At 60.3% G+C, this 23,509-nt stretch carries 25 protein-coding genes; 21 read left to right on the plus strand and 4 right to left on the minus strand.

Annotated features, from left to right (window positions below):
• The first annotated feature begins 78 nt into the window (after positions 1-78).
• From dnaB to FCL40_RS02255, 3 genes are read left to right on the plus strand one after another with little or no spacing between them, the layout of a single operon-like run.
• A complete protein-coding gene (dnaB, locus tag FCL40_RS02245; RefSeq protein WP_136850911.1) occupies positions 79-1,479 on the plus strand; it encodes a replicative DNA helicase in 1,401 nt (466 codons plus the stop codon).
• A gap of 9 nt (positions 1,480-1,488) precedes the next feature.
• A complete protein-coding gene (gene alr, locus FCL40_RS02250; RefSeq protein ID WP_136850913.1) occupies positions 1,489-2,571 on the plus strand; it encodes an alanine racemase in 1,083 nt (360 codons plus the stop codon).
• A 45-nt stretch (positions 2,572-2,616) separates the two neighbouring features.
• The gene (locus FCL40_RS02255) at positions 2,617-3,027 is read left to right on the plus strand and encodes a secondary thiamine-phosphate synthase enzyme YjbQ (RefSeq protein WP_136850915.1); all 411 of its coding nucleotides are present in this window, start codon (positions 2,617-2,619) and stop codon (positions 3,025-3,027) included.
• 71 nt (positions 3,028-3,098) lie between these two features.
• On the opposite strand, the gene FCL40_RS02260 is transcribed toward FCL40_RS02255, so the two are convergent.
• Positions 3,099-3,659, minus strand: coding sequence for a chalcone isomerase family protein (locus tag FCL40_RS02260; RefSeq protein ID WP_136850917.1), 561 nt, complete (start codon positions 3,657-3,659; stop codon positions 3,099-3,101).
• Positions 3,660-4,283: 624 nt separating this feature from the next.
• Here FCL40_RS02260 and FCL40_RS02265 point away from each other — a divergent pair.
• From FCL40_RS02265 to FCL40_RS18540, 8 genes are all read left to right on the plus strand, one after another.
• The gene (locus FCL40_RS02265; RefSeq protein WP_229360250.1) at positions 4,284-4,922 is read left to right on the plus strand and encodes a hypothetical protein; all 639 of its coding nucleotides are present in this window, start codon (positions 4,284-4,286) and stop codon (positions 4,920-4,922) included.
• A gap of 46 nt (positions 4,923-4,968) precedes the next feature.
• Complete coding sequence (locus FCL40_RS02270) at positions 4,969-6,141, plus strand: DUF5692 family protein (protein ID WP_136850921.1); 1,173 nt, start codon at positions 4,969-4,971, stop codon at positions 6,139-6,141.
• A gap of 119 nt (positions 6,142-6,260) precedes the next feature.
• Positions 6,261-7,025: a hypothetical protein gene (locus FCL40_RS02275; RefSeq protein WP_229360251.1), complete on the plus strand. Its 765-nt coding sequence runs from the start codon at positions 6,261-6,263 to the stop codon at positions 7,023-7,025.
• A gap of 108 nt (positions 7,026-7,133) precedes the next feature.
• A complete protein-coding gene (locus FCL40_RS02280) occupies positions 7,134-8,051 on the plus strand; it encodes a DUF5692 family protein (RefSeq protein ID WP_136850925.1) in 918 nt (305 codons plus the stop codon).
• A 196-nt stretch (positions 8,052-8,247) separates the two neighbouring features.
• Entirely contained in the window at positions 8,248-9,243 is a 996-nt protein-coding gene (gene dusA, locus FCL40_RS02285; RefSeq protein WP_267873493.1) for a tRNA dihydrouridine(20/20a) synthase DusA, read from the plus strand.
• Positions 9,244-9,578: 335 nt separating this feature from the next.
• Complete coding sequence (locus FCL40_RS02290; protein ID WP_136850927.1) at positions 9,579-9,866, plus strand: hypothetical protein; 288 nt, start codon at positions 9,579-9,581, stop codon at positions 9,864-9,866.
• 107 nt (positions 9,867-9,973) lie between these two features.
• Complete coding sequence (locus FCL40_RS02295) at positions 9,974-10,174, plus strand: PspC domain-containing protein (protein WP_136850929.1); 201 nt, start codon at positions 9,974-9,976, stop codon at positions 10,172-10,174.
• Positions 10,159-10,317 carry a hypothetical protein gene (locus FCL40_RS18540; protein WP_169306972.1) on the plus strand — a complete coding sequence of 53 codons (159 nt, stop codon included), beginning with the start codon at positions 10,159-10,161 and terminating at the stop codon, positions 10,315-10,317. Before FCL40_RS02295 ends, FCL40_RS18540 begins: the two co-directional genes overlap by 16 nt.
• Before the next feature lie 51 nt (positions 10,318-10,368).
• Here FCL40_RS18540 and FCL40_RS02300 read toward each other — a convergent pair whose 3' ends face one another.
• Positions 10,369-11,109, minus strand: a complete 741-nt coding sequence (locus tag FCL40_RS02300; protein WP_136850931.1) for an enoyl-CoA hydratase-related protein — start codon at positions 11,107-11,109, stop codon at positions 10,369-10,371.
• A gap of 58 nt (positions 11,110-11,167) precedes the next feature.
• Here FCL40_RS02300 and FCL40_RS02305 point away from each other — a divergent pair, with 58 nt between their 5' ends.
• Genes FCL40_RS02305 through FCL40_RS02315 form a run of 3 tightly spaced genes read left to right on the plus strand, consistent with a single transcriptional unit; the run spans position 11,168 to position 13,272 of the window.
• Positions 11,168-11,617, plus strand: a complete 450-nt coding sequence (locus FCL40_RS02305) for a copper chaperone PCu(A)C (RefSeq protein ID WP_136850933.1) — start codon at positions 11,168-11,170, stop codon at positions 11,615-11,617.
• 14 nt (positions 11,618-11,631) lie between these two features.
• A complete protein-coding gene (locus FCL40_RS02310; protein WP_136850935.1) occupies positions 11,632-12,600 on the plus strand; it encodes a DUF2333 family protein in 969 nt (322 codons plus the stop codon).
• A 6-nt stretch (positions 12,601-12,606) separates the two neighbouring features.
• On the plus strand, positions 12,607-13,272 hold the full coding sequence (locus FCL40_RS02315; protein ID WP_136850937.1) for a TIGR04219 family outer membrane beta-barrel protein: 666 nt from the start codon (positions 12,607-12,609) through the stop codon (positions 13,270-13,272).
• A 56-nt stretch (positions 13,273-13,328) separates the two neighbouring features.
• On the opposite strand, the gene tolC is transcribed toward FCL40_RS02315, so the two are convergent.
• The gene (gene tolC, locus FCL40_RS02320) at positions 13,329-14,642 is read right to left on the minus strand and encodes an outer membrane channel protein TolC (protein WP_136850939.1); all 1,314 of its coding nucleotides are present in this window, start codon (positions 14,640-14,642) and stop codon (positions 13,329-13,331) included.
• A 213-nt stretch (positions 14,643-14,855) separates the two neighbouring features.
• Here tolC and nudF point away from each other — a divergent pair, with 213 nt between their 5' ends.
• From nudF to parE, 5 genes are read left to right on the plus strand one after another with little or no spacing between them, the layout of a single operon-like run.
• Entirely contained in the window at positions 14,856-15,479 is a 624-nt protein-coding gene (nudF, locus tag FCL40_RS02325) for an ADP-ribose diphosphatase (protein WP_136850941.1), read from the plus strand.
• A complete protein-coding gene (locus FCL40_RS02330) occupies positions 15,479-15,913 on the plus strand; it encodes a DUF1249 domain-containing protein (protein ID WP_169306973.1) in 435 nt (144 codons plus the stop codon). Before nudF ends, FCL40_RS02330 begins: the two co-directional genes overlap by 1 nt.
• Before the next feature lie 8 nt (positions 15,914-15,921).
• Entirely contained in the window at positions 15,922-16,746 is an 825-nt protein-coding gene (gene cpdA, locus FCL40_RS02335; RefSeq protein WP_136850945.1) for a 3',5'-cyclic-AMP phosphodiesterase, read from the plus strand.
• 10 nt (positions 16,747-16,756) lie between these two features.
• Positions 16,757-17,332 (plus strand): YqiA/YcfP family alpha/beta fold hydrolase, encoded by a 576-nt coding sequence (locus FCL40_RS02340; RefSeq protein WP_136850947.1) that lies wholly within the window; start codon positions 16,757-16,759, stop codon positions 17,330-17,332.
• Between the two features lie 57 nt (positions 17,333-17,389).
• The gene (gene parE, locus FCL40_RS02345; protein ID WP_136850949.1) at positions 17,390-19,282 is read left to right on the plus strand and encodes a DNA topoisomerase IV subunit B; all 1,893 of its coding nucleotides are present in this window, start codon (positions 17,390-17,392) and stop codon (positions 19,280-19,282) included.
• A 71-nt stretch (positions 19,283-19,353) separates the two neighbouring features.
• On the opposite strand, the gene FCL40_RS02350 is transcribed toward parE, so the two are convergent.
• Entirely contained in the window at positions 19,354-19,692 is a 339-nt protein-coding gene (locus FCL40_RS02350) for a hypothetical protein (RefSeq protein ID WP_136850951.1), read from the minus strand.
• 389 nt (positions 19,693-20,081) lie between these two features.
• Between FCL40_RS02350 and FCL40_RS02355 the strand changes: the two genes are divergently transcribed.
• Both FCL40_RS02355 and parC read left to right on the plus strand, forming a co-directional pair.
• On the plus strand, positions 20,082-21,182 hold the full coding sequence (locus FCL40_RS02355) for a PQQ-dependent sugar dehydrogenase (protein WP_136850953.1): 1,101 nt from the start codon (positions 20,082-20,084) through the stop codon (positions 21,180-21,182).
• Entirely contained in the window at positions 21,175-23,430 is a 2,256-nt protein-coding gene (gene parC, locus FCL40_RS02360; RefSeq protein WP_136850955.1) for a DNA topoisomerase IV subunit A, read from the plus strand. Before FCL40_RS02355 ends, parC begins: the two co-directional genes overlap by 8 nt.
• Positions 23,431-23,509 lie beyond the last annotated feature (79 nt).

Here is a 23,509-nt window from a genome sequence, read left to right on the forward strand (position 1 = left end):
ATTATGAATCCTGTCTGGGCTGGCGCCCGGAAAGGGGCAATCTTATCAACTAAAAGTTCCTAGTGTAACGGGTTTAACATGGCAGAAACACGCCGGCGCGAAAGCGGGCAGCAGAAAACGGTCGACCAGCTGAAGATCCCTCCGCACTCCATTGAGGCGGAGCAGTCGGTCCTGGGTGGCCTGATGTTGAACAACGATGTGTTCGATCAGGTGGCCGAGCGAGTGGTCAAAGAGGACTTCTACAGCCGCAGCCATCAATATATCTTCGCTGCCATGTCGCTGCTGCTGGAGGGCGGCCATCCCCTGGATCTGGTGACGGTCTCCGAAGAGCTGAGCCGTCAGGGGGAGTTGGACAACGTCGGTGGCATCCCCTACCTGTCTGACATATCTCGTAACACTCCCAGTGTCGCCAACATCGTCGCCTACGCCGAGATCGTCCGTGAGCGGGCGGTGGTGCGGGAGATGATCAAGGTGGCCAACGAGATCGCCGATGCCGGCTTCAATCCCGAGGGGCGAGACTCCGCCGCCCTGCTGGACCTGGCGGAAACCAAGGTGTTCAAGATCGCCGAGAGTCGGGCCAACGCCAACGAGGGCCCGGAGAACATCAAGAGCATCTTGGAGAAGACGGTCGACAAGATTGAGCAGCTTTACTCCAACCCCCATAACGGGGTGACCGGGGTCTCCAGTGGCTTCTCTGATCTGGATAAGATGACCGCCGGCTTCCAGCCGTCGGATCTGATCATTGTGGCGGCCCGTCCCTCCATGGGTAAAACCACCTTCGCCATGAACCTGTGCGAAGCGGCGGCCATGAATGAGCAGAAGCCGGTGCTGATCTTCTCCCTGGAGATGCCCTCGGAGCAGATCATGATGCGTATGCTCGCCTCCCTGGGCCGGGTGGATCAGACCAAGATCCGGACCGGGCAGCTGGATGACGAGGATTGGGCCCGGGTTTCCAGCACCATGGGACTGATGATGGAGCAGGGCAAGATGTACATCGACGACGCCTCCGGCCTGACCCCGACCGAGGTGCGCTCCCGCGCTCGGCGAATCGCCCGTGAGCATGGCGGCCTCTCCATGATCATGGTGGATTACCTGCAGCTGATGCAGGTGCCGGCCCTGGCGGACAACCGGACCCTGGAGATCGCCGAGATCTCGCGTTCCCTCAAAGCCTTGGCCAAGGAGCTGAATGTACCGGTGATTGCCCTGTCCCAGTTGAACCGCTCCCTGGAGCAGCGGGCGGACAAGCGCCCGGTGAACTCCGACCTTCGTGAATCCGGCTCCATCGAGCAGGATGCCGACCTGATTATGTTTATCTACCGGGATGAGGTTTATCACCCGGACACCGCCGAGAAGGGCACCGCCGAGATCATCATCGGTAAGCAGCGTAACGGCCCCATCGGTAAGGTGCCACTGACCTTCCAGGGGATGTTCTCCCGCTTTGACAATTACGCTGGTGGCGGTTTCGAATACGACGAGTAAGGATCTGCAGTGCGATTTTCCCCAGTGGCTGAGATCAGCCGAAGTGCCCTGTTGCACAACCTGGGCCGGCTGCGCCAACTGGCGCCCGGCGCAAAGATCATGGCGGTGGTCAAGGCCAACGCCTATGGCCATGGCCTGACCACCCTGGCCCGCTGGTTAGATGATGCCGGCGTCAACGGCTTCGGCATGGCCCGTCTCGAGGAGGCCCTGTGCCTGCGTCGGGAGGGGATCGGTGCCCGGATGCTGCTGCTGGAAGGAGTGTTCTCGGAGGAGGATCTGGAGCTGGCCGCCAGCCATGACCTAGAGGTGGCGATTCATGATTGTCAACAGGTGGCGATCCTGGAGCGGGCCCGGCTCTCCAAGCCGGTACGCGTCTGGTTGAAACTGGATACCGGTATGCATCGTCTCGGGGTGCAGCCACACCAGTTCGAGGCCCTGTACCAGCGCCTGCGAGCCCTGGAAAACATCCAGGGAGAGATCAATTTCATGACTCACTTCGCGGTGGCGGATGAAGCGGAAAACCCGGAAACCACCCGGCAGATCGCCCTGTTCAACCAGTTGACCAAGAACCTGCCTGGTGAGCGCACCCTGGCCAACTCTGCCGGGACCCTGGCCTGGCCTGTTTCCCACGGTCAGTGGGTGCGGGCGGGACTGGCGCTGTATGGGGGGTCGCCGATGATCGCCGGCCGTCCCGAAGATTTTGACCTCAGGCCGGTGATGACCATGAAGACCACCGTGCTGGCGGTGCGGGAGCACAGGGCCGGCGATCCGGTTGGCTACGGCCAGAGTTGGCGTGCCAGCCGCGACACTCGTCTGGCGGTGCTTGCCATGGGCTACGGGGACGGCTACCCGCGCCACGCGGTCAGCGGTACCCCGGTGTTGATCAACGGCAAGCGCTACCCCCTGGCGGGTAGGGTCTCCATGGATATGATCACCGTGGAGATCGGCGATGATCCCATTCAGGTGGGTGATCCCGTGGTGCTGTGGGGCGATGGATTGCCGGTGGAGGAGATCGCCGAGTGCGCTTCCACCATCCCCTATGAACTGCTGTGCAGCACTACCGCCAGGGTGCAGTACCGCTACGTCGACTAGTCCGGGCCTGCGGTTGTGACGCTGCCCCGACGGAGGTGAGAGAGGATGAAACAGTTAGAGTTGCGATTGGAGGCCCGCCCCAGAGGCTTTCACCTGGTGACCGATGAGATTGTCCGGGCCCTGCCCCTGAAGGCGGTGCCGGCGGGATTGCTGCACCTGCAACTGCTGCACACCTCGGCCAGCCTGACCCTGAATGAGAACTGCGACCCGACGGTCAGGGGGGATTTTTCCACCTTCTTCGACCGCTTGGTGCCCGACGGCACTCCCTATTTTCGCCACGACTATGAGGGGGATGATGACATGCCGGCCCACATCAAGAGCAGTCTGCTCGGCACCAGCCTGATGCTGCCGGTGAGTCGCGGCCGGCTGGCCCTGGGTCAGTGGCAGGGGATCTACCTTGGGGAGCATCGGGACCAGGGGGGCAGCCGCCGAATCCTGGCGACGCTGACCCAGTAGAGAAAAAAGGGCCGTGGCCTGTGCGGGCACGGCCCCAGTGAGGTCCGGCGGCGTGATCCGGACAGAACGACTTACAAGCCCAGCATCTCCTCTTTCAGGTCGTCATCCAGCGGCTTGTCTCCCAGCCAGATCCCCAACAGTACTGAGCGGAACAGCTCTCCCTCCACGGCTACCAGCTGCTCACCATTCTTGATCAGGGTCACCGGCTGGCCGGGGATGGAGAGGATCTGGAACCGATCGCCCTCAGTGACCGGGGCGCTGAACGCTTGGGTAAAGCGGGCGATCTGCTCCTTCAGCTCCGGCAGGTGCTGGCCTGCCGAGCGGGCGAAGCCGTCCTCCATGCTGGCGGTCATCTTCTCCGAGGTGATCATCGAGGAGATGATGTCCAGCTGGATGGCGGTGGCGGTGTGCCCCTCCATCAGTTCACCGGCGGGAAGGTTGTCCTGGTTGTAGAGGGAGCTGACGTAAAGATCCATAAAGAATTTGGAGCGGATACCGGCCCCCCGGTAGGGAAGCTCCACTCCGTTGAGCGTCAGGTTGTCGGCCAGTTCGACGTCGGCCAGGGTGGCCGACCAGGCAGCACCGCTGAAGGCCAAGGAAAAGCAGAGAGAAAGCAGGGGCATTTTTTGCATCTTGAATCACCTATTGATATGGCCAGAAACCAATCTAGAGTATTTGCTCTAATTTATTTTTTATTGATTTGTATCAATCTACTTCCCCAAATTGTTCGCACATGTTAACGAATGGCGTTACCTGCTTGATTGGTGCTGCTCCGGTGGGGATTTGACGGTGTTGAAGGTGTTCGTAACAGAGGATTAGTCCACCACATGAAGGAATAATCTGGTTCGAACCATATTGATGCCGGCTCAAAATTTCCGCGGAAAATTTCTTGATCCCTGTCATGAAAATCGGCAAACCCAATGATTAGAGTAAAAGCTCTAATGTGTAAGTGGAGAATTTCCGAGGTTGGTATGGGTATTCCGATTTCTACCTATGTAGTTTCCATGGTGGGCTACATAGTATTCCTTCTGGTTCTCGTCGAAATGATGAGAAGAACACCAAGATTCACCTTTGTCTTCTGGTTGCTGTCGTTATTAACTGCCCCGCTTTGGGCAGACAATCTTGATGGGTGGTTCCGCTGGGCGAAAACCGTCAGTGTGCTTATTCCTACCGCCTTAATAGTGGGTACGGCACGAATTGCCTACCTCTATTATGAAAACCCCAATCGAATTCTGAAGTTTTTCCGAAAGGATTGGGTGCTGTGGGTCCTATACGGCGTTCTGTTCCTGAATATTGCCGAGGCGACCGTTAAGGATCTGGTCACCGAGAACTACTTCAATTTCATTGCCGGCTGCGTGTTGCTGGCCACCATGCCGTTCCCCAAGTACAAGAATGGCAAGCGTCAGTACTGGCTCATCGGCAAGGATGCGCCCAATGACCTGCTGTTCTACTCCACCGCGGCGTGGAACTTCCTCTACACCACCTGGAACATGGCGTTTGTCTATGGTGAAAACCCCGGCTACTTCGCCAGCTCCTTCTGCATCCTGATGGCCGCCGAGCTCTACCCGGTGTTCAAGAAGCGCCCCGAGCTCTACATCATTGCCCGGGTCTATACCCTGGCGTTCCACATCCTGGTACGCGCCATGGGTGACCCCTTCGCCGAGGTGATGGATTCCACCCACTGGGCCAACGATCAGGTGCTGTTGTTCTGGGGCGTCGCCAACGCCGTGCTGCACATCGCCTACCTGTTCTGGTACTTCAAGAAGTTCCGTCAGCCCAACGCGGAGGGGGGATATGAACCGCCCTACGGCAATCGTCAGCCTCCGTTGGTCGTGGATGCCAGAACCGAAGAGAGCAGCCCACTGCTGCCTGGTCAGAAGCCTGTCACTGCCTGAGTTGACTCAATAGCGGGGCAGGGTGGCTGCCCCGCGGAGATACGTAATGAAGTCCTTTTTGAAACTAATGAGTGCCTGGCTGCTGGCTCTGGTGCTGACCCCGGCCGTCCTGGCGAATGAGCTGGAGGGGGTGAACATCGGCGACCAGTTTGCCGGCCAGATCTGGCAGGGCACCATGGACGGTGATCCCGGCCAGGGCAGCCTCTTCTTCCGACTGGAGTTCTCCGCAGACCACCAGGTGACCGTCACCAGGCAGTCCGGCGGACACAACCAGGTGGAGGTGAAGCAGTGGCAGATTCAGGGTGAGCAACTGGTCATCACCGGCTCGCCTGGGCAGATGATCGACAACTTCGACGAGGCGACAATGACCGTCGTCTCCGCAGACCGCTTCCACTATGCCAAAGACAACAAGAAGTTCATCGGACACAAGTGGATCGAGGCCCGGGCCTATGGACACGTGCTGTTCGTGCTCATTGGCCTGATGGTGATGAATGAGATCTGCCGCCGTTACAAGTGGCCCACGGTGATCATCTTCTTCGTCCTGCCCATCGTACTGATCCCCCTTTGGGCCAGCTACGGGGTCAGTTACTGGTTCAAGTGGGTCAAGCTTTATTCGGTGGTGGGCGCCTGCGTACTGTTCACCCTGATTCGCTACACCAGGGTGGGGGAGATGAGGTGGGCCAAGTTCTGTGCCGCCGGTTTCCTGGCCCTAAACATCTCCGAGGCGGTGCTGCAGGATTTCAGCATGGGATATACCGCCAACGTGCTCAACGCCATCGGCGGCATCTTCTCCATTATCACCCTCACCGGATGGGCCCAGATCCAGGCGGCCAAGACCAAGGAGAGGGACATGATCTGGCCGGCGATGACCACCTTCTGGATCATCGCCTACGACGTGTGGAACTTCGCCTTCGTCTACCTGAACTTCCCCGGCTCCGCCACCGCCCAGTTCATGGTGCTGACCGCGGCGACCATTCCGTCGCTGTTGATTACCCGGGGAACCTGGCTGCAGGCACGGGCGTTCACCCTGGCGCTCTCCTTCATGTACTACTTCACCAACCCGGCCATGTACGAGAGTAACGTGGTGATGCTACCGAGAAATGATGAATTGATGCTGGCGGTTGGATTATTGAGCTTCGTTCTTAATTCCATCCTTTTCTATCAGGTGTATGGAGCCAAGTGGAGAAATTATAGGCTGAAGCAAGAGATGGCGAGTTAGTTTTTGATACGACACAAACAAATAATTAAATTATTCTGGAGTTGATAATGAAAAAGTTCACTGCATTAGCGATGGCTGCCCTGAGTTTGTCTGCATTTGCTTCCGAAGAAGCACCCGATATGGGGAATCCAACCGAGGTTTATACCTATTTGGGGGCGTCCTATGGCAGCGAAGGAGCCAACCTCAAGGGGATGATGGCCCTGAGTGAAGACAAGGGTGAATATGATCAGAAAAGCGGCATTCTGTTTGAGGTAAAAAACATCTTCAATGAAGGTGATAAAACCCCCAAGTTTGGCGGAATTCAGTATGGTCAATATCCCGACGGCAGCATCGGCCCGGTAGGCACCAAAACCAAGGGGTACGCCAGCAACCGCTCCTATCGCCTGCGCTATGGCACCATCAACACCAAGAATGGCCTGGGCTTCTCCGTGGATGCGGTGTTTGCTGATCACCCCTTCTTTGGTTCCACGTCGGTGATTCAGGCGGGTCCGGTGGCTACCATTCCGGTGGGCGAGGATATCCTGATCTGGCCCATCCTCTACGTGGGGGCGGTGGTCATGGATGACAACATCCAGGATCTGAATCCGGAGTGGCCCGACGCCAGCTCCAGCGGCGTGGACATCGCCTCCACCATCGGTACCGCCATGGTTTATGCCAAGTGGACCATCTCCGATAACTGGTGGACCCTGGCCAGCTACCGCTACACCATGGAGCTCAACGGCAAGTCCTGGGATGACGATGTGATGGACGGCGGTCTGCAGATGGACGCCACCGAGTTTGAGATCTCCCTGGCCTATCAGCTCACCAAGAAGCAGAACGTCCGTGCCTACTTCAGCACCGCCAAGGACGACAGCTACTGGCTGGAGTACAACTACGCCTTCTAACCCCCAATCGTCGTCAGGGCGTCGTCCGTCGCCCTGACGACACCCTGGAGGGGCGGTGTCATCCTCAATCCCCGTTCCGCCCCTCCGCCCCAATTCAGAGGTGGTAGCATGTTCCTGTTTGAACCCATCCCCTGGTACTCCTGGGCGGCCTTCTTTGCGGTACTGGCCGCGCTGATTCTGCTCAACGAGATCTCCCGCCGCAGCCTGTGGGCAGGTCTCGGCTGCTTTGTCCTGCTCCCCCTGGTGCTCACCCTTACCGTCTGGCCCCATACCACCTCCGCCGAGGGCTCCAGCGTCGGCACCTGGTTCCACTGGGCCAAGGTGTACTCCTCCCTGGCCGGATGTGTCGGCTTCATGGCCATTCGTTACATCAAGGGAGCGGCCGACAACAAGTGGGTGCTGATGTTCCCACCGGCGATCCTGGCCATCAACATCGCCGAGGCGGTGGTAAGGGACTTCCAGTGTTACAGCTTCAACGGCCTGGTCGATGGCATCACCATCATCGGCGGTCCCTGGAACATCATGAACGGCATCGCCGGCATCCTGAATATCCTCACCATCTGCGGCTGGGCCGGCATCTTCATCAGCCGGGACAGGTTCAAGGATATGCTGTGGCCGGATATGCTGTGGTTCTGGATCATCGCCTACGACCTGTGGAACTTCGCTTATGTCTACAACTGCGTCGGTGACCATGCCTTCTACGCCGGAGGGACACTGCTGCTCTCCTGCACCATTCCGGCGTTCTTCATGCGTCGCGGTGCCTGGTTGCAGCACCGGGCCCACACCCTGGGGTTCTGGATGATGTTCGTGATGTGTTTTCCCGGTTTCGTGGACACCTCCCGATTTGCGGTGAAGGCCTCCGGCGATCCTGTCGCCCTGTGGTGGGTCTCCGCCATCGCCCTGGCCGCCAATGTGGTCCTGGTGTTCTACCAGATTCATCGCATCCGCACTGCCCGCCGCCATCCTCTCAAGGATGAGCTCTACGATCACCTGCCCGCCTATCAGCAGGTGGCCTCCACCCGTTGATCCCCCGGGCGCGCCGGGTCGCACCACCCGGCGTGCCTAGCCAACCCATTGAGAAACAGCCCATCGACCCCTTTGCCCCGTCCGCTGCGCCGACGGGGTTTTCTTTGATGCCGTGGCCTTTGCTATAATCCCCGCCCCAAAGTCGGCCGGCGTGTGCGTTCCGGTCCCGTTGAACTGAATCTAGGGTGATCTTCCTTTGAGTTACGCCGAGCACAACTGCCGCTTCTCCGTGGCCCCCATGCTGGACTGGACCGACAGGCACTATCGTTATTTTGCGCGGCTGCTGTCCCGTCAGGCCCTGCTGTACACCGAGATGGTGACCACCGGGGCGATCATCCATGGGCGGGGAAACTACCTGGATTACAACGAGCAGGAGCACCCGGTGGCCCTGCAGTTGGGAGGCAGCAATCCCCAGGAGCTGGCCCAGTGTGCCAGGCTGGCCGAGGAGCGTGGTTATGATGAGGTCAACCTCAATGTGGGCTGCCCCTCGGACCGGGTACAGAATGGCCGCTTCGGGGCCTGCCTGATGGCCGAGCCCGAGCTGGTGGCCCAGAGCGTGGACGCCATGCGCCAGGTGGTGGCGATCCCGGTGACGGTCAAGACTCGCATCGGCATCGACGACCAGGACAGCTACGAGTTTCTCACCCGCTTTATCGAACTGGTGGCGGCGGCGGGGTGTGAGCAGTTCACCATCCATGCCCGCAAGGCATGGCTCTCCGGCCTCAGCCCCAAGGAGAACCGGGAGATCCCACCGCTGGACTATGAGCGCGCCTACCGGCTCAAGCGGGATTTCCCCCAACTAACCCTGGCGCTGAACGGTGGCATCAAGACCCTGGCCGAGTGCCAGACGCACCTCAAGCAGATGGACGGGGTGATGGTGGGCCGCGAAGCCTATCAGAACCCCTACCTGCTGGCGTCGGTGGACCGGACGATCTACGGCTGCGATACCCCCCTGGCGGACCGCCGCGAGGTGGTGGAGAAGATGGTGCCCTATGTGGAGCGCCACCTGGCCAGTGGTGGTCGGGTCAACCACGTGACCCGCCACATGCTGGGGCTGTTCAACGGCTTGCCCGGAGCCCGGAGCTGGCGCCGTACCCTGTCGGAACGGGCCCACCTCCCCGATGCCACCCCGGGGCTACTGCTGGAGGCGATGGCCGAAGTGGGTGAGTCCCTGGAGCCGGAAGTCGAATAGCACAACGCCGCCCTCGGGCGGCGTTGCTGCATCTATGGCTCGAGAGAGCCGTTGCGCCTGGCCTAAATCCCCACGGCCGACGGTGAGGCATCCGCCGTCAGGGCTGTCTTGGGATAGGGGAAGGAGCCGCTCCTCCTCGACTCCGCGGTCCCTTTCCTGACCAATTTCACCAAGGGTTGGTGAAAATCACCATTTCCCCCCCGTTCTCCTCAGATGGGCACCTCCTGGTGTCTCCCATGTTTTTATTAATTCAATAAAATCATGCGGATAAAAACTGGCACGCCGTTTGAATACTTCTGAGTGAATCACCCATTCACCCATTTGGAGAAAATCTCATGGACCGTTCAATCAAAGTGAAGTCTCTGGTATCCGCGTCATTGGCCGCAGTGTTGATGTTTTCCGCCGGTGCCCAGGCGACCCCTCACGGCGAGATTGAGCAGGGAGTCGAGCAGTTTGTGTCTTCCCAGGTAGCCTCAATGCGCCAAACCCTGGAACGTCAACTGGCCAACGAAGTGCGACTGGCCGCCCGGATGCTGCTGGCGGGCCACTCCACCGAACTGGCCGCCAAGCCGTCTAAGCCTAAGTTGACCGCCGCTGCCCGACGCCAAGGAGAGGAGGAATGATGGTTGTGAACTGGATGCTGGCCGTGCTCTGCCTGTTGCCACTGGCCGGCTGGATGCTGAGTGTGTTGGGTTACTGGCTCTACAGTGAAGTGCGCTAGGAGGTAAGCATGGCCAATCGAATTGAACGTGATCCCAGCCGGGGCTGGATCGCCGGAACCTTTGCCGGTCTGTGCCGCTATCTGGGTTTCAGCCCCTTCTGGTGTCGGGCCATCTTCCTGGTCTATCTGATGCTGGAGCCGGTCACCGCCACCCTGGCCTACCTGGTGGCCACCCTGTTGATGCCCAAACGCCGATGCCGCTACTGCTGATCGTTCTGGTACTCTGCCTCGGCGTGGCGACCCTGAGCGCTCCCCCCGCCCTGGTCTGGTGGTGGCAGGATTATGGCAGTGGGTCACTGGCCGCCCTGGCGGTGGTGGTGATCGCCTGCTGGTACTGGCAGAAGAGCCAGTAGCAACCCATTTTTTGCGGGGGCCCCATCGCCCTCTCGGGGTTCCCGCCCTCCCTAGGGCTTCAGCCTGGCCTGGATAACCCTCCGGGCCTCGTCGCTGGCGAGCCGCTCGCCCAGGGCGGCAAACTCCGCCTGCATCACCGCTCCCAACTGAGGCTGGGACAGCTTCAGCAGCCGCTTGGCCTGCTGCATCGCCAGGGGGGGCCTGGAGGCAAACTTCTGGGCGTAGCTCATGGCCAGGTCCATCAGCTCGGCCTCGGGACAGCTGCAGTTAACCAGTCCCACCTGCTTGGCGCGCGCCACGCCGAAGGACTCACCCAACAGCAACAGTTCCGCCGCCAGAGGCCCGCCACACATCTGCGGGATCAGGGTGCTGGATCCCGCCTCGGGAACGATCCCCAGGTTGACGAAGGGCAGCATAAAGGTGGCGTTGTCGGCGGCGATTACCATGTCGCAATGGGGCAGCAGCGTGCAGCCAATGCCCACCGCGCTGCCGCCGACGGCGGCGATCAGCGGTTTGGTCAGGGTGGGCAGCAGCCGGATAAACCGGGCGGCGGCATTGTTGTCATCGAATGCCTGGTCGGCGTGGAAGTTACCCAGGTCGTTGCCGGCGGTGAAGCAGTCGCCCTGTCCCCGGAGTAGGCAGGCGTGGATCTCGGGATCCTGTTCCGCCTGTTGCAGCCCGTCACACAGCTGGCAATACATCTCTTGGGTCAATGCGTTACGCTTGTCGGGCCGATGGATGGTCAGTACCATGACATGACCGTCACGGGATATCGCTATCGGATTGGCCATACTTGCTCCTTTCCGTGGAGAGATTTTGTACCGAAGGAAAAAGTGTAAGGGAAGCGTGATGAAATTCAAACAACTGTTTATATTTTCTGCCCTGCTGACCGCCACCCCGGTGATGGCGGCGATCACCCTCAGCGATGCCCAGGTCAGGGAGATGCCGCCCGGGGTGCCCAACACCGCCGCTTACCTGACCCTGCACAATGACGGCGAGGCCACGGCCTTGGTGGGGGCCAGTTGCGACATTGCCGCCAACACCGAAATCCACACCATGCTGACTGAAAATGGCATGATGAAGATGCGCCGCATCGACCGGGTCGACCTCCCTGCGGGCCAGTCGGTGTCTCTGCACCAGGGCGGTGATCACCTGATGCTACTGCAGCTGACCCGGCAACCGCTGGCGGGTCAGCGGATCAACTGCATCCTGACGTTTGCCAGTGGCGCCAGCCTGAGCGCCACCCTGCCCGTGGTGGAGATGAAGTCCGCCGGGCATGAGCACCATCAACACCACTAAAGAGGAGCCGCGTAATGGCCGCATTAAATAGGACGTGGATAGTGTCTGGCCTGGTGGGCCTGTTGCTGCTGAACTGGTTGATCGCCGTCTGGTGGAGCTTCGAGCCGGAACAGATTGGTGTGAATCGCCTGCGCGGAGAGGCCCGGGTGACCGGCTACGCCACCACCTCTGCGGCCATTGAGGTGATGGCAACCCTGCTGGACAAACCCGGCGGCTTCCTTTCCAATGACAAGATGCCGCCGTCGGTGCTGATGGACAACATGCCCGCGTTCGAATTCGGGGCATTGGAGCAGGTGCGGGACCTGACCCTGGTGATGCGCAAGGATCTCTCCCGCTCCCAGTCCCAGTCCACCGAAGATCCGGATCTGGCCAAGGCTCAGCCCAAGTTCAACATCGATCATCGCAGCTGGATGATCCCCCGCGCCGAGTCCGAGTACCGGGCCGGGATTGAGGCGCTGAAGTCCTATCGGACCCGCATCAGTGATCCGACTCAGCCGTCGGCGCAGTTTTATGTTCGGGCCGACAACCTGGTGGCGGTGCTGGATCAGGTGGAGAAGCGACTGGGCAGCCTGTCCCAGAGGTTGTCCGCCAGTGTTGGCCAGGCCCGACTGAATACCGATCTGGCCGGGGACACCTCCGCCAGTGCTTCCACCATGACGGTGAGCGAACAGGAGGTGAAGACCAGCTGGTGGAAGATTGACGACGTGTTTCACGAGGCCCGTGGCAGCTGTTGGGCGCTGCTGGCGATCATGAATGCGGTGGAGTCTGACTTTGCGCCTGTACTGGAGAAGAAGAATGCCACCGTCAGTCTGCAACAGATCATCCGTGAGCTGGAGGCGACCCAGGAGACCGTCTGGAGTCCCATGGTGCTCAATGGCAGCGGATTTGGCCTGGTGGCCAACCATTCGCTGGTGATGGCGAACTACATCAGTCGTGCCAACGCGGCACTGATTGACCTGAAACAACTGCTAACTCAAGGGTAACTCTTTATGCGTTTGAAACTCTCTGTTGTGGCGGCCTGTCTTGCCACTGCACTGACCGGGACCGCCCAGGCCGATGTACTGGGGGTCAAGCTGGGCCTGGATCTGCAGCAGAACAGCGTCAGCGGCGATCTGCACAGCACTGGCGGCGATTGGGACGACAGTTATCAGCCCAGCGGCTATGCGGCGTTCGAGCATTTCATCCCCCTGGTGCCTAACGTGATGTTGCGTTACAACCAGCAGGAGTCCGATGGTCAGGGATCCGTCAAGGCGGACCTCTCCAACACCGATCTGGTGGCCTACTATGAGCTGCTGGACAACGGTGCCGTAGAACTGGATCTGGGTGCCAGCTACCGTCTGTACAGTGGCAAGCTTAATGATGGCGCCCTCAATCAGGACAATCTGGATGAAGGGATCCTGATGGGGTATGTGCGTGGTCAGGTGAACCTGATTGGTACCGGCCTGTTTGTGTTTGCCGACGGGGTGCTGGCCAGCTACGACGACCGCGACATTAGCGACTACAAGGCGGGTCTGGGCTGGGAGCTGGACATGCTGGCCCTGGATCTGGCCATCAAGGGTGGCTATCGTCAGCACAGCTTCGATGTCAGCGACTGGGGCACCCGGGCGGACCTGGAGTTCTCCGGTGCCTTTGTTGGCGTGGAACTGAGTTTCTAAGGATACCCAGCCACAAAAAAACCGCCCAATGGGCGGTTTTTTTGTTGGCGTAAAGTCTACTTCAGACCGTTGTTGATCATCTGTACGTCTTCGGCGCTCAGGGTTCCTGCTGCCTGCTTCAGGGACAGAACCGCCAGGATGTAGTTGTAGCGGGCGTCAGCCAGCTGCTGCTTGGCGCTGTACAGCTGACGGGTGGAGTTCAGTACCTCAACAATGGTACGGGTACCCACTTCGAAACCGGCTTCGGTGGCCTTCAGGGCGCTCTCGGCAGACACCACGGACTGCTCATAGGCCTTGATGGTGCTGATGGATGCCTTGACGTTGTTCAGGCTGTTGCGCAGGTTACGTACCACGGAGCGGTGTGTCTCCTCCAGAGCCTGAGAGGAAGCCACGAAGTTGTACTTGGCCTGCTCAACCTGGCTGGTCACGGAGAAGCCGCTGAAGATGGGTACCCTCAGGGTCAGACCGATCTGGCCGGTGGTGTCGTTGGTGATCTGGTTGGGGCGATCTTCCTGACCATAGTTGGTGGTGATGCCGGCGGCCAGATCCAGGCTCGGCAGGTGACCGGTTTTCGCCAGTTCAATCTGCTCTTTGGCGATGTCCACTCCCAGGCGGCGGCTTAGCAGTTCCAGGCTGCTTTCCTCACCCAGTGCCAGCCAGGCGTCGTGGGTGGCCGGGGTCGGGGATGAGGGACTGAAGCGCTGGGTATCCAGGATGGCGAGCTGGCTGTGCTCCAGGCCGGTGATTTCGCGCAGCCCTTCGTAGCTGTTCTCCAGGGTGTTCTGAGCGTTGATCTCCTCGGCGATGGCCAGGTCATACTGAGCCTGGGCTTCATGCACGTCGGTGATGGCGGTCAGACCCACGGCGAATCGCTGCTTGGTCTGCTCCAGCTGGCGTTCGATGGCACGCTTGTTGGCTTGAACAAACTCAAGGGAGTCCTGAGCAGAGAGGACGTCGAAGTAGGCATTGGACACCCGAACGATCAGGCTCTGGGCGGCCAGAGAGTAGTTGGCGTCGCTCTGGGCGGCACTCTTCTCACTCAGTGCCAGGTTGACGTAGTTGGCGTGATTGTAGATGCTCTGACCCAGCTCGATGCTGCCGGAACCGGCACCGCCGCTGTCGGTGGTTTCGCCCAGATCATCGAACCAGCCGTAGCCGTAGCCCAGGGAGGCGCTGATCTGGGGCAGCAGGGAGGCGCGGCTCTGGTCGATGGCCTGGAAGGCGGCATCGCGTGTCGCTTTGGATTGCAGCAGGACCGGATCCTTGGTCAGTGCCTGTTGGTAGATCTGGTAGAGATCGTCCGCGTGGGCTGGCAGGGTGGTTCCGGCCAGACCAAGCGCTAGGGTCAATGCTCGAAATTTGAGTCGCATTTGAAATCCTTAAAGTAAATACAAAGCTAGCCTGCACCACAGGCAAGCTAAATTTCCGGGCTGGGAAAACCCGTTATTCCCAAGACGACCTTGACTTTGACAGCCTTAGTAAACTGAATTACACCCAGAAAAGTCAATGATTTTGCGTCACCAAGTGTAACAGTTTATGGAGTTCACAAGGCTGAAGAAATTCGCCAATCAGAGGGTAGATGGATGAAAGTACAACTTCCAAACCAGATGGATCCTGAACGGATCGAACTTCTGGAGGAGAGGACGCTGTTCCAGGGCTTCTTCAAAGTGATTCAGCGTAAGCTTCGCCATCCCCTGTTCGACGGAGGCATGAGCCAGGTAGTCACCCGGGAGATCTTCGAGCGGGGCAACGCCGTGGTGGTGCTGCCCTATGATCCGCTGCGCGATCAGGTGGTGCTCATCGAGCAGTTGCGGATCCCCGCCATCGGCAACACCAGCCATCCCTGGCTCTATGAACTGGTGGCGGGGATGATCGACAAGGAGGAGTCGGTGCTGGAGGTGGCTGAGCGGGAACTGATGGAGGAGACCGGTCTGCACCCCATCAGCCTGAGCGCCATCGGCAGTCACCTCTCCTCCCCCGGCGGCAGCTCCGAGCGGCTGTTTATGGTGTTGGCCGAAGTGGATGCCGCCGGAGCGGGCGGAATTCATGGGCTGGATCATGAACATGAGGATATCCGGGTGGTGGTGGTGCCCAGGACTCAGGCCTACCGGATGGTGGAATCGGGTGAAATTGACAATGGCAGCAGTGTGATTGGTCTACAATGGCTGGAATTGAATCACCACAAGCTTGGGAGGGGCACACCCTGATGGCCAAACGGCGTGACTCACTGGTGCGGCTGCACGCCCTCTATGGGCGCAACTACCTGCGGCTGCTGCCACTGATCCCCGATGATGTCCGTCCAGGGGACCGCTGGCATATGCGGCTGGCCCCCCGGATTGAGGTGGGCCTGACCCTGGTGGAGCAGACACAGTACACCCAGGTGGTGCAGATACAACGCTGGTTGCCGGCCAGTTCCTGGCTGACCATACCCACCCTGTCGGTCAGGCTGTACCACGATGCCCGCATGGCAGAAGTGTTAAGTGGTCAACAGATCTCCGGGTTGTCGCCGTTGTATGATTGGCAGACTGCCAAGTTGTGGCTGGCGCAGGACAGGTTCCAGACAAACCTGTTTCTGGCTGAAATACTGGAATGTTTATCGCCCCATCGGCTTAAGTCCATGGCGGCCGAAGTTAGGGAGTAAACCAGCCCTTGAGTGTTCGAGCCAAGGCTCTGTCGTTTCCTGCGGACAAGCAGTCGATCCGCATCGCACAGATCTCCGATCCCCACCTGTTTGCCGATAAAGGGGCCGAGTTTCTGGGGCTCAACCCCTGGGACAGCTTTTCCGCCGTGCTGTCTGAACTGCGCTATGAGCCGCTGGATATGGTGATCGCCTCAGGCGATCTCAGCCAGGATCACAGTATCGAAGCCTACCGCCATTTCGCCGATGGCGTGCGCGGCCTGGGGGTGCCCATCAGCGCCCTTCCCGGCAACCATGACGCCTTCGACCGCATGGAGCTGGGGCTGGAGGGCAGTGGGGTCATACTGGATCGCCGCATCATCCTCGGCCGTTGGCAACTGCTGCAGCTGGACAGCACCGTCCTGGGGCTGCCCGGTGGTCACCTCAACCACCATCGTCTGGAGTGGCTTGAGGCTGTGCTGCACCACTCCAGCGCCTACCATACTCTGATCGCCCTGCATCACCACCCCCTGGATACCGGTTGCACCTGGCTCGATCAGCATCGGTTGGACAATGGCGCCGAATTCAATGCCCTGATCAGTGGCTTTGACACGGTGAAGGGGGTGATCTGGGGGCATGTGCATCAGGAGATGGATGAGCGCCTGGATCATATCCGCATGTTGGCCGCGCCCTCGACCTCCATCCAGTTCCGTCCTCAGTGCCGTGACTTTACCCTGGACAACCTACAGCCGGGTTACCGTTTGCTGACCCTCAATGCCGATGGTAGCATCGACACCTCCATCAACCGGCTCTCCGGCGACCGCTTCCAACCAGATAGGACGGCGTCCGGCTACTAGGCAGGGAAGCATGCTGCTCTACATTCACGGATTCAACAGTTCCCCCGGTTCCCAGAAGGCGGTGTTGGTCCGCGATTATCTGGCGCGCCACCATCCCGATGAGCCCCTGGCGATCCCCAGGCTGGAGACCAGCCCGGAGGCGGCCATGGCCCAGTTGGAGCGGCTGGTGCGGCCGGCGCTGGCGGCCGGCGAACCGCTGCGTATGATGGGCAGTTCCCTTGGGGGCTATTTTGCCAGCTATCTGGCCGAGAACTGCGGGGGCCGGGCGGTGCTGATCAACCCGGCGGTTCGGCCCTATGAGCTGCTACTGGATTATCTGGGTCTTCAGGAAAACCCCTATACCGGCGAGCGCTATCGGGTGACGGAGGAGCATATGGCGCAACTGAAGGCGCTGGATACCCCGGTGATCCGCCATCCTGACCGTTTCCTTGCCCTGCTGCAGAGCGGCGATGAGGTGCTGGACTACCGCCAGGGGGTCGATAAGTACCACCACTGCCAGATGGTCTTGGAGTCTGGCGGTGACCACAGTTTTGTAGGCTTCGATCGGCACCTGGCCGGAGCCTGCCGTTTCCTCGGGCTGGCTTGAAGCCGGCTCGGTGATGCCGATAACATAACCACCACCTAAGCGGATTTGGGACCAGAGATGACCAATCAATACACCTCAGATGCCATTGAGGTACTCAACGGACTGGAGCCGGTGAAGCGGCGCCCGGGGATGTATACCGACACCGCCCGCCCCAACCACCTGGGTCAGGAGGTGATCGACAACAGTGTCGATGAGGCCCTGGCGGGGCACGCCAGCAGCATCCAGGTGATCCTGCACAAGGACCAGTCCCTGGAGGTGATTGATGATGGCCGAGGCATGCCGGTGGATATCCATCCGGAGGAGGGGGTGCCCGGCATCGAGCTGATCATGTGCAAGCTGCACGCCGGCGGCAAGTTCTCTAACAAGAACTACCAGTTCTCCGGCGGCCTGCACGGGGTGGGGATCTCCGTGGTGAACGCCCTGTCGACCCGGGTCGAGGTGACGGTTCGCCGCGACGCCCAGGTGTATGAGATCGCCTTCGAGAACGGCGACAGGGTGCGCCAGCTCGAGGTGACCGGCAGCTGTGGCCGCCGCAACACCGGTACCCGGGTCCATTTCTGGCCCGACCCCTCCTATTTTGATTCGGCCAACTTTTCGGTGGCTAGGCTGACTCACCTGCTGCGGGCCAAGGCGGTACTCTGCCCCGGTCTGAAGATCAAGTTTGACAACAAGGTCACCGGTGAGGTCACCGAGTGGCACTATGAAGATGGCCTCAAGGACTACCTGTTCGACACGGTCAAGTCCTGGCCAATGCTGCCGGAGGCCCCCTTTACCGGTGCCTTTTCCGCCGACAACGAAGCGGTGGACTGGGCCCTGGTGTGGCAGCCGGAGGGGGGCGACTCCATCGCGGAAAGTTACGTCAACCTGATCCCGACCGCTCAGGGTGGAACCCACGTCAATGGCCTGCGCCAGGGGCTGCTGGAGGCGCTGCGGGAGTTCTGTGAGTTTCGCAACCTGATGCCCAGGGGCGTGAAACTGGCCCCGGAGGATATCTGGGACAAGGTGAGTTACATCCTCTCCATCAAGATGCAGGACCCCCAGTTTGCCGGCCAGACCAAGGAGCGACTCTCCTCCCGTCAGGCGTCCGCCTTCATCACCGGGGTGGTGCGGGACGCCTTTAGCCTGTGGCTGAACGAGCATACCGAACAGGCGGAAGCCCTGGCAGAGTTCTGCATCGCCAGCGCCCAGAGCCGGTTGCGCAAGGCCAAGAAGGTCGCCCGCAAAAAGGTGACCAGTGGGCCGGCGCTGCCGGGCAAGCTGACCGATTGCACCACCACCGAGCCGATGCGGGGTGAGCTGTTCCTGGTGGAGGGGGATTCCGCCGGCGGCAGTGCCAAGCAGGCGCGGGATCGGGACTTCCAGGCGATCATGCCTCTGCGAGGCAAGATACTGAATACCTGGGAGGTGGATGCCTCCCAGGTGTTGGCCTCCCAGGAGGTGCACAACATCTCCATTGCACTGGGGATCGATCCCGACTCCGAGGACCTTAGCGGACTGCGCTACGGCAAGGTGTGCATCCTGGCGGACGCAGACTCCGATGGCCTGCACATCGCCACCCTGCTGTGCGCCCTGTTCATGAGGCACTTCCGCAGCCTGGTCGCCAACGGACACGTGTACGTGGCGATGCCGCCGCTGTTCCGCATCGATGTCGGCAAAGAGGTGTTCTATGCCCTGGATGAGCAGGAGCGTCAGGGGATCCTCGACAGAATCGCCGCCGAGAAGCGCAAGGGTAAGGTTCAGGTCACCCGGTTCAAGGGGCTGGGTGAGATGAATCCCGGTCAACTGCGGGAAACCACCATGGACCCCAACACCCGGCGGTTAGTGCAGCTGACCGTGGAGGACGCCCAGGCCACCGAGGCGCTGATGGACATGCTGCTGGCCAAGAAACGAGCGGGGGACCGCAAGTCCTGGCTGGAGGCCAAGGGGGACCTGGCTTCCCTGGAAAACTGATAAAAAAGGCCGCACTCAATGCGGCTTTTTTTACGTCGGCGCTTACCAGTTGGTGTGTTGTATCGCGTCGCTTACCAGCTGGTGCGTCGTTTACAGTCCATGTAGTTCAGGGCGCTTACCACGCCGTTGGACCAGTCTTCGGCCAGTTCCCGTTTCTCGTGATTGACCTGAACCACGTATTTGCTGAAGTTGCCGCCCAGTTCGCTGCGCAGGGATTTTCCGGTAAAGGACATACGGGCTGCCACCACCTGGTGCAGGGGCATGCGCCAGTGGACCAGGGTGCCATCGGGCTCCTGGGTGACGGCGGTGGTCTCGGTGACCCAGCCGGTGTCACGCACCAGCTCTTCCAGGGTCGGACGGCGATCGAGCGCCTGATGTTGAGTGTCCAGTGTGTTGAATACGCGTTGCATGATCGTTACCCGATTAGTTGTGTGCAGGAGTATTAATAGCAGAGAGATCGAGGCGGGAATCGTCATCAGCTCACACTATTGAATCGGTCTAAATATTGAGCATCTTTTCCGTGAATGTTATCACTGTGGCAAAGGTGTGTGCGCGATCGAGATCGCGGTGAGCGAAAAAGTGTGAACCGAGGGCTGGGTCAGATAATCACAAATTATTGATATTGATGCTCCATATATAATCTTTTTTGAAGATCTTGATTGCGGGTTCTGCAACTCTGAGATGTTTTTTGAAATTGTTGCCGAGGAAATGGTGATAAAATAACCGGGTGGCCAAGGGGTGGCCGAAATGAGATTGCATAATCATGCGGTTTTAGCCGGGCTGGCGGAGGGAGGAGAACATGGTAAATGTTGCAATTTTGGTGTCGGCAGGGATGGCCGCGGCGACCTCGGTGTCGCTTCCTCCCGGCTTCAGCCTGATCCAGGTGGCCGAAGCCCCCAATGCCAGGCAGATGGCCTGGGGGGATAACGGCACCCTGTTTGTCGGCAGCCGCAAGGCCGGCAAGGTCCATGCCCTGCAGGACCGGGACGGTGACGGTTACTATGAACGCCGGCACCTGGTGGCCGAAGGGCTGTATCTCCCCTCCGGCGTCGCCTTTCGACGGGGGACGCTCTATGTGGCGGCGGTGAACCGTATCCTGGCTTTTCCCCGGGTGGAGGAGCACCTGGGGGCGCCGAAGAGCGAGGTGGTGTTCGATGGCCTGCCCAGTGATGCCCACCACGGCTGGAAGTTTATCCGTTTTGCCCCGGATGGCCGCCTGATTGTGCCTGTTGGCGCCCCCTGCAACATCTGCAATCCCGAGTTGCCCTATGCCTCCATCCTGGCCCTGGATCTGGCCAAGGGTGATTACCAGGTTCTGGCCCGGGGCGTGCGCAACAGCGTCGGTTTCGACTTTCACCCGGACAGCGGTGAACTCTTCTTCTCCGATAATGGCCGGGATCTGATGGGGGACGATCGGCCTCCGGACGAGATCAACCGGCTGACCACGTCGGGCAGCCACTTCGGTTACCCCTTCCTCCATGGCGCCTCCGTCCTGGATCCCCAGTTTAAGGTCGGGGCCGGGCAACAGACCCGTTTCCAGCCGCCGCTGTATGAGCTGCAGGCCCATGTGGCGCCCCTTGGGATCCACTTCTACCGGGGCGAGGCCTTTCCCGAGTCTTATCGTCACGCGCTGTTCATTGCCGAACACGGCAGTTGGAACCGCAGCCGCAAGGTGGGGTATCGGGTCAGCGTGCTGACCCCCCAGGCCGATGGTCAGTGGCAATACTCGGTGGTTATCGGCCCCTGGCTTGACGGAGAACAACCTTTGGCCCGTCCGGTGGCATTTCTTGAGCACCCTGATGGTTCGCTTTTGATTTCGGACGATTATAATGGTGCGGTTTACAAGCTAACTTACAACGGAATGCCGGCGCAGACGGCGGATAACGAAAACAATGAGTGATGCAACTGATTTGAGCCTTGAGGGAGTGGAGCAGCGGCCGCTGCATGCCTTCACCGAAGAGGCCTACCTGAACTACTCCATGTACGTCATCATGGACCGGGCTCTGCCCCACATCGGTGACGGTCTCAAGCCGGTGCAGCGGCGTATTATCTACGCTATGAGCGAATTGGGCCTCTCCGCGTCTGCCAAATACAAGAAGTCGGCCCGTACCGTGGGGGACGTGCTGGGTAAGTACCACCCCCATGGCGACAGCGCCTGCTACGAGGCGATGGTGCTGATGGCCCAACCTTTTACCTACCGTTATCCGCTGGTGGACGGGCAGGGCAACTGGGGCGCGGCGGACGATCCCAAGTCGTTCGCCGCCATGCGTTATACCGAATCCCGGCTCTCCCGCTTCTCCGAGGTGCTGCTCAGCGAACTGGGCCAGGGGACGGTGGAGTGGGGGGTGAACTTCGACGGTACCCTGAAGGAACCCAAAAGCCTGCCGGCCAGACTGCCCCACATCCTGCTCAATGGCATCACCGGCATTGCCGTGGGCATGGCCACCGACATTCCGCCGCACAATGTCCGCGAGGTGGCCAACGCCTGTGCCTATCTGCTGGATAACCCCAGGGCCGAGCTGCCGGAGCTGATGACCTTCGTCAAGGGCCCCGATTACCCCACTGGCGCGGAGATCATTACCCCGGCCGACGACCTCACCAAGATGTACGAGACCGGCAAGGGCTCGGTGAAGATGCGGGCGGTGTACCGCATTGAGCAGGGCGAGGTGGTGATCACCGAACTGCCCCATCAGGTGTCCGGGGCCAAGATCCTCGAGCAGATCGCCGCCCAGATGCAGGCCAAGAAGCTGCCGATGGTCACCGACCTGCGCGACGAGTCGGATCACCAGAACCCCACCCGGCTGGTGGTGGTGCCCCGCTCCAACCGGGTGGATCTGGACCAGCTGATGGCCCACCTGTTTGCCACCACGGATCTGGAGAAGAGCTACCGGGTCAACCTCAACATGCTGGGCCTGGATCAGCGCCCGGCGGTTAAGGGGCTGAAGAGCATCCTCGGTGAGTGGCTGGAGTACCGCATGGCCACGGTGCGCCGCCGCCTGGAGTATCGCCTGGACAAGGTACTGTCCAGGTTGCACATCCTCGATGGTCTGCTGATTGCGTTCCTTAATATCGACGAGGTGATTGCCATCATCCGCAACGAGGATGAACCCAAACCGGTGCTGATGGCTCATTTCGGCCTGACCGATAAGCAGGCGGAAGCGATCCTGGAGCTGAAGCTGCGCCACCTGGCCAAGCTGGAGGAGATGAAGATCCGCGGTGAACAGGATGAACTGTCCAAGGAGCGGGATAGGCTGCAGCTGACCCTCTCCTCCGATCGCCGCATGAAGACCCTGGTGAAGAAGGAGCTGCTGGCGGATGCGCAGAAGTACGGTGACGATCGCCGCAGTCCGCTGCAGGAGCGTGAGGAGGCCAGGGCTCTCACCGAAACTGAATTGATGCCCACCGAGGCGATCACCGTGGTGATGTCTCAGAAGGCCTGGGCCCGCCAGGCCAAGGGTCATGAGGTGGATCCCGAAACCCTCAGCTACAAGTCCGGCGACGGCTACCTGTCCCATGCCCGGGGCCGCAGTAACCAGCCGGTGATTTTCCTGGAGAGCTCCGGCCGCAGCTACACCACCGACGCCCACACCCTGCCGTCCGCCCGCAGCCAGGGCGAGCCCCTCTCCGGCCGGTTCAACCTGGTGGCCGGGGAGATGCTGGAGCACACCATGATGGGCGATCCTGAGCAGCTCTACCTGATGGCATCAGACGCCGGTTACGGTTTCGTCTGCGCCTTGAAGGAGATGATCAGCCGCAACAAGGCCGGCAAGGCGCTGCTGACCGTGCCCCTAGGGGCCCGGGTCATCGCCCCGGCCGCCATCGCCAATCAGGAGAGCGATCGCCTGCTGGCGATCACCACCGAGGGACGGATGCTGCTGTTCCCCGTGTCCCAGCTGCCGGTGCTGAGCAAGGGCAAGGGTAACAAGATCATCGGTATCCCCAGCGAACGGGTGAAGAGCCGTGAGGAGTACCTGAAGCACCTGGTGGTGGTGCCCCAGGAGGCGGCGGTGACCCTGTGGGCCGGCAAGCGCAAGCTGACCCTCAAGCCCGATGACCTGGCGCACTATCAGGGGGAGCGGGGCCGTCGAGGCAACAAGCTGCCCCGTGGATTGCAGCGGGTGGACAAGCTGGAGCTGGTTACCGACTGAGAAAAGAGCGAAGCCTGAGGCTTCGCTTTTTTTGTGCCGTTGCCGTCGCTCTGTTATATAACTGGCGTACACTCTCAGC

It is taken from the genome of Ferrimonas sediminicola (assembly GCF_005116715.1).
Classification (GTDB): domain Bacteria; phylum Pseudomonadota; class Gammaproteobacteria; order Enterobacterales; family Shewanellaceae; genus Ferrimonas; species Ferrimonas sediminicola.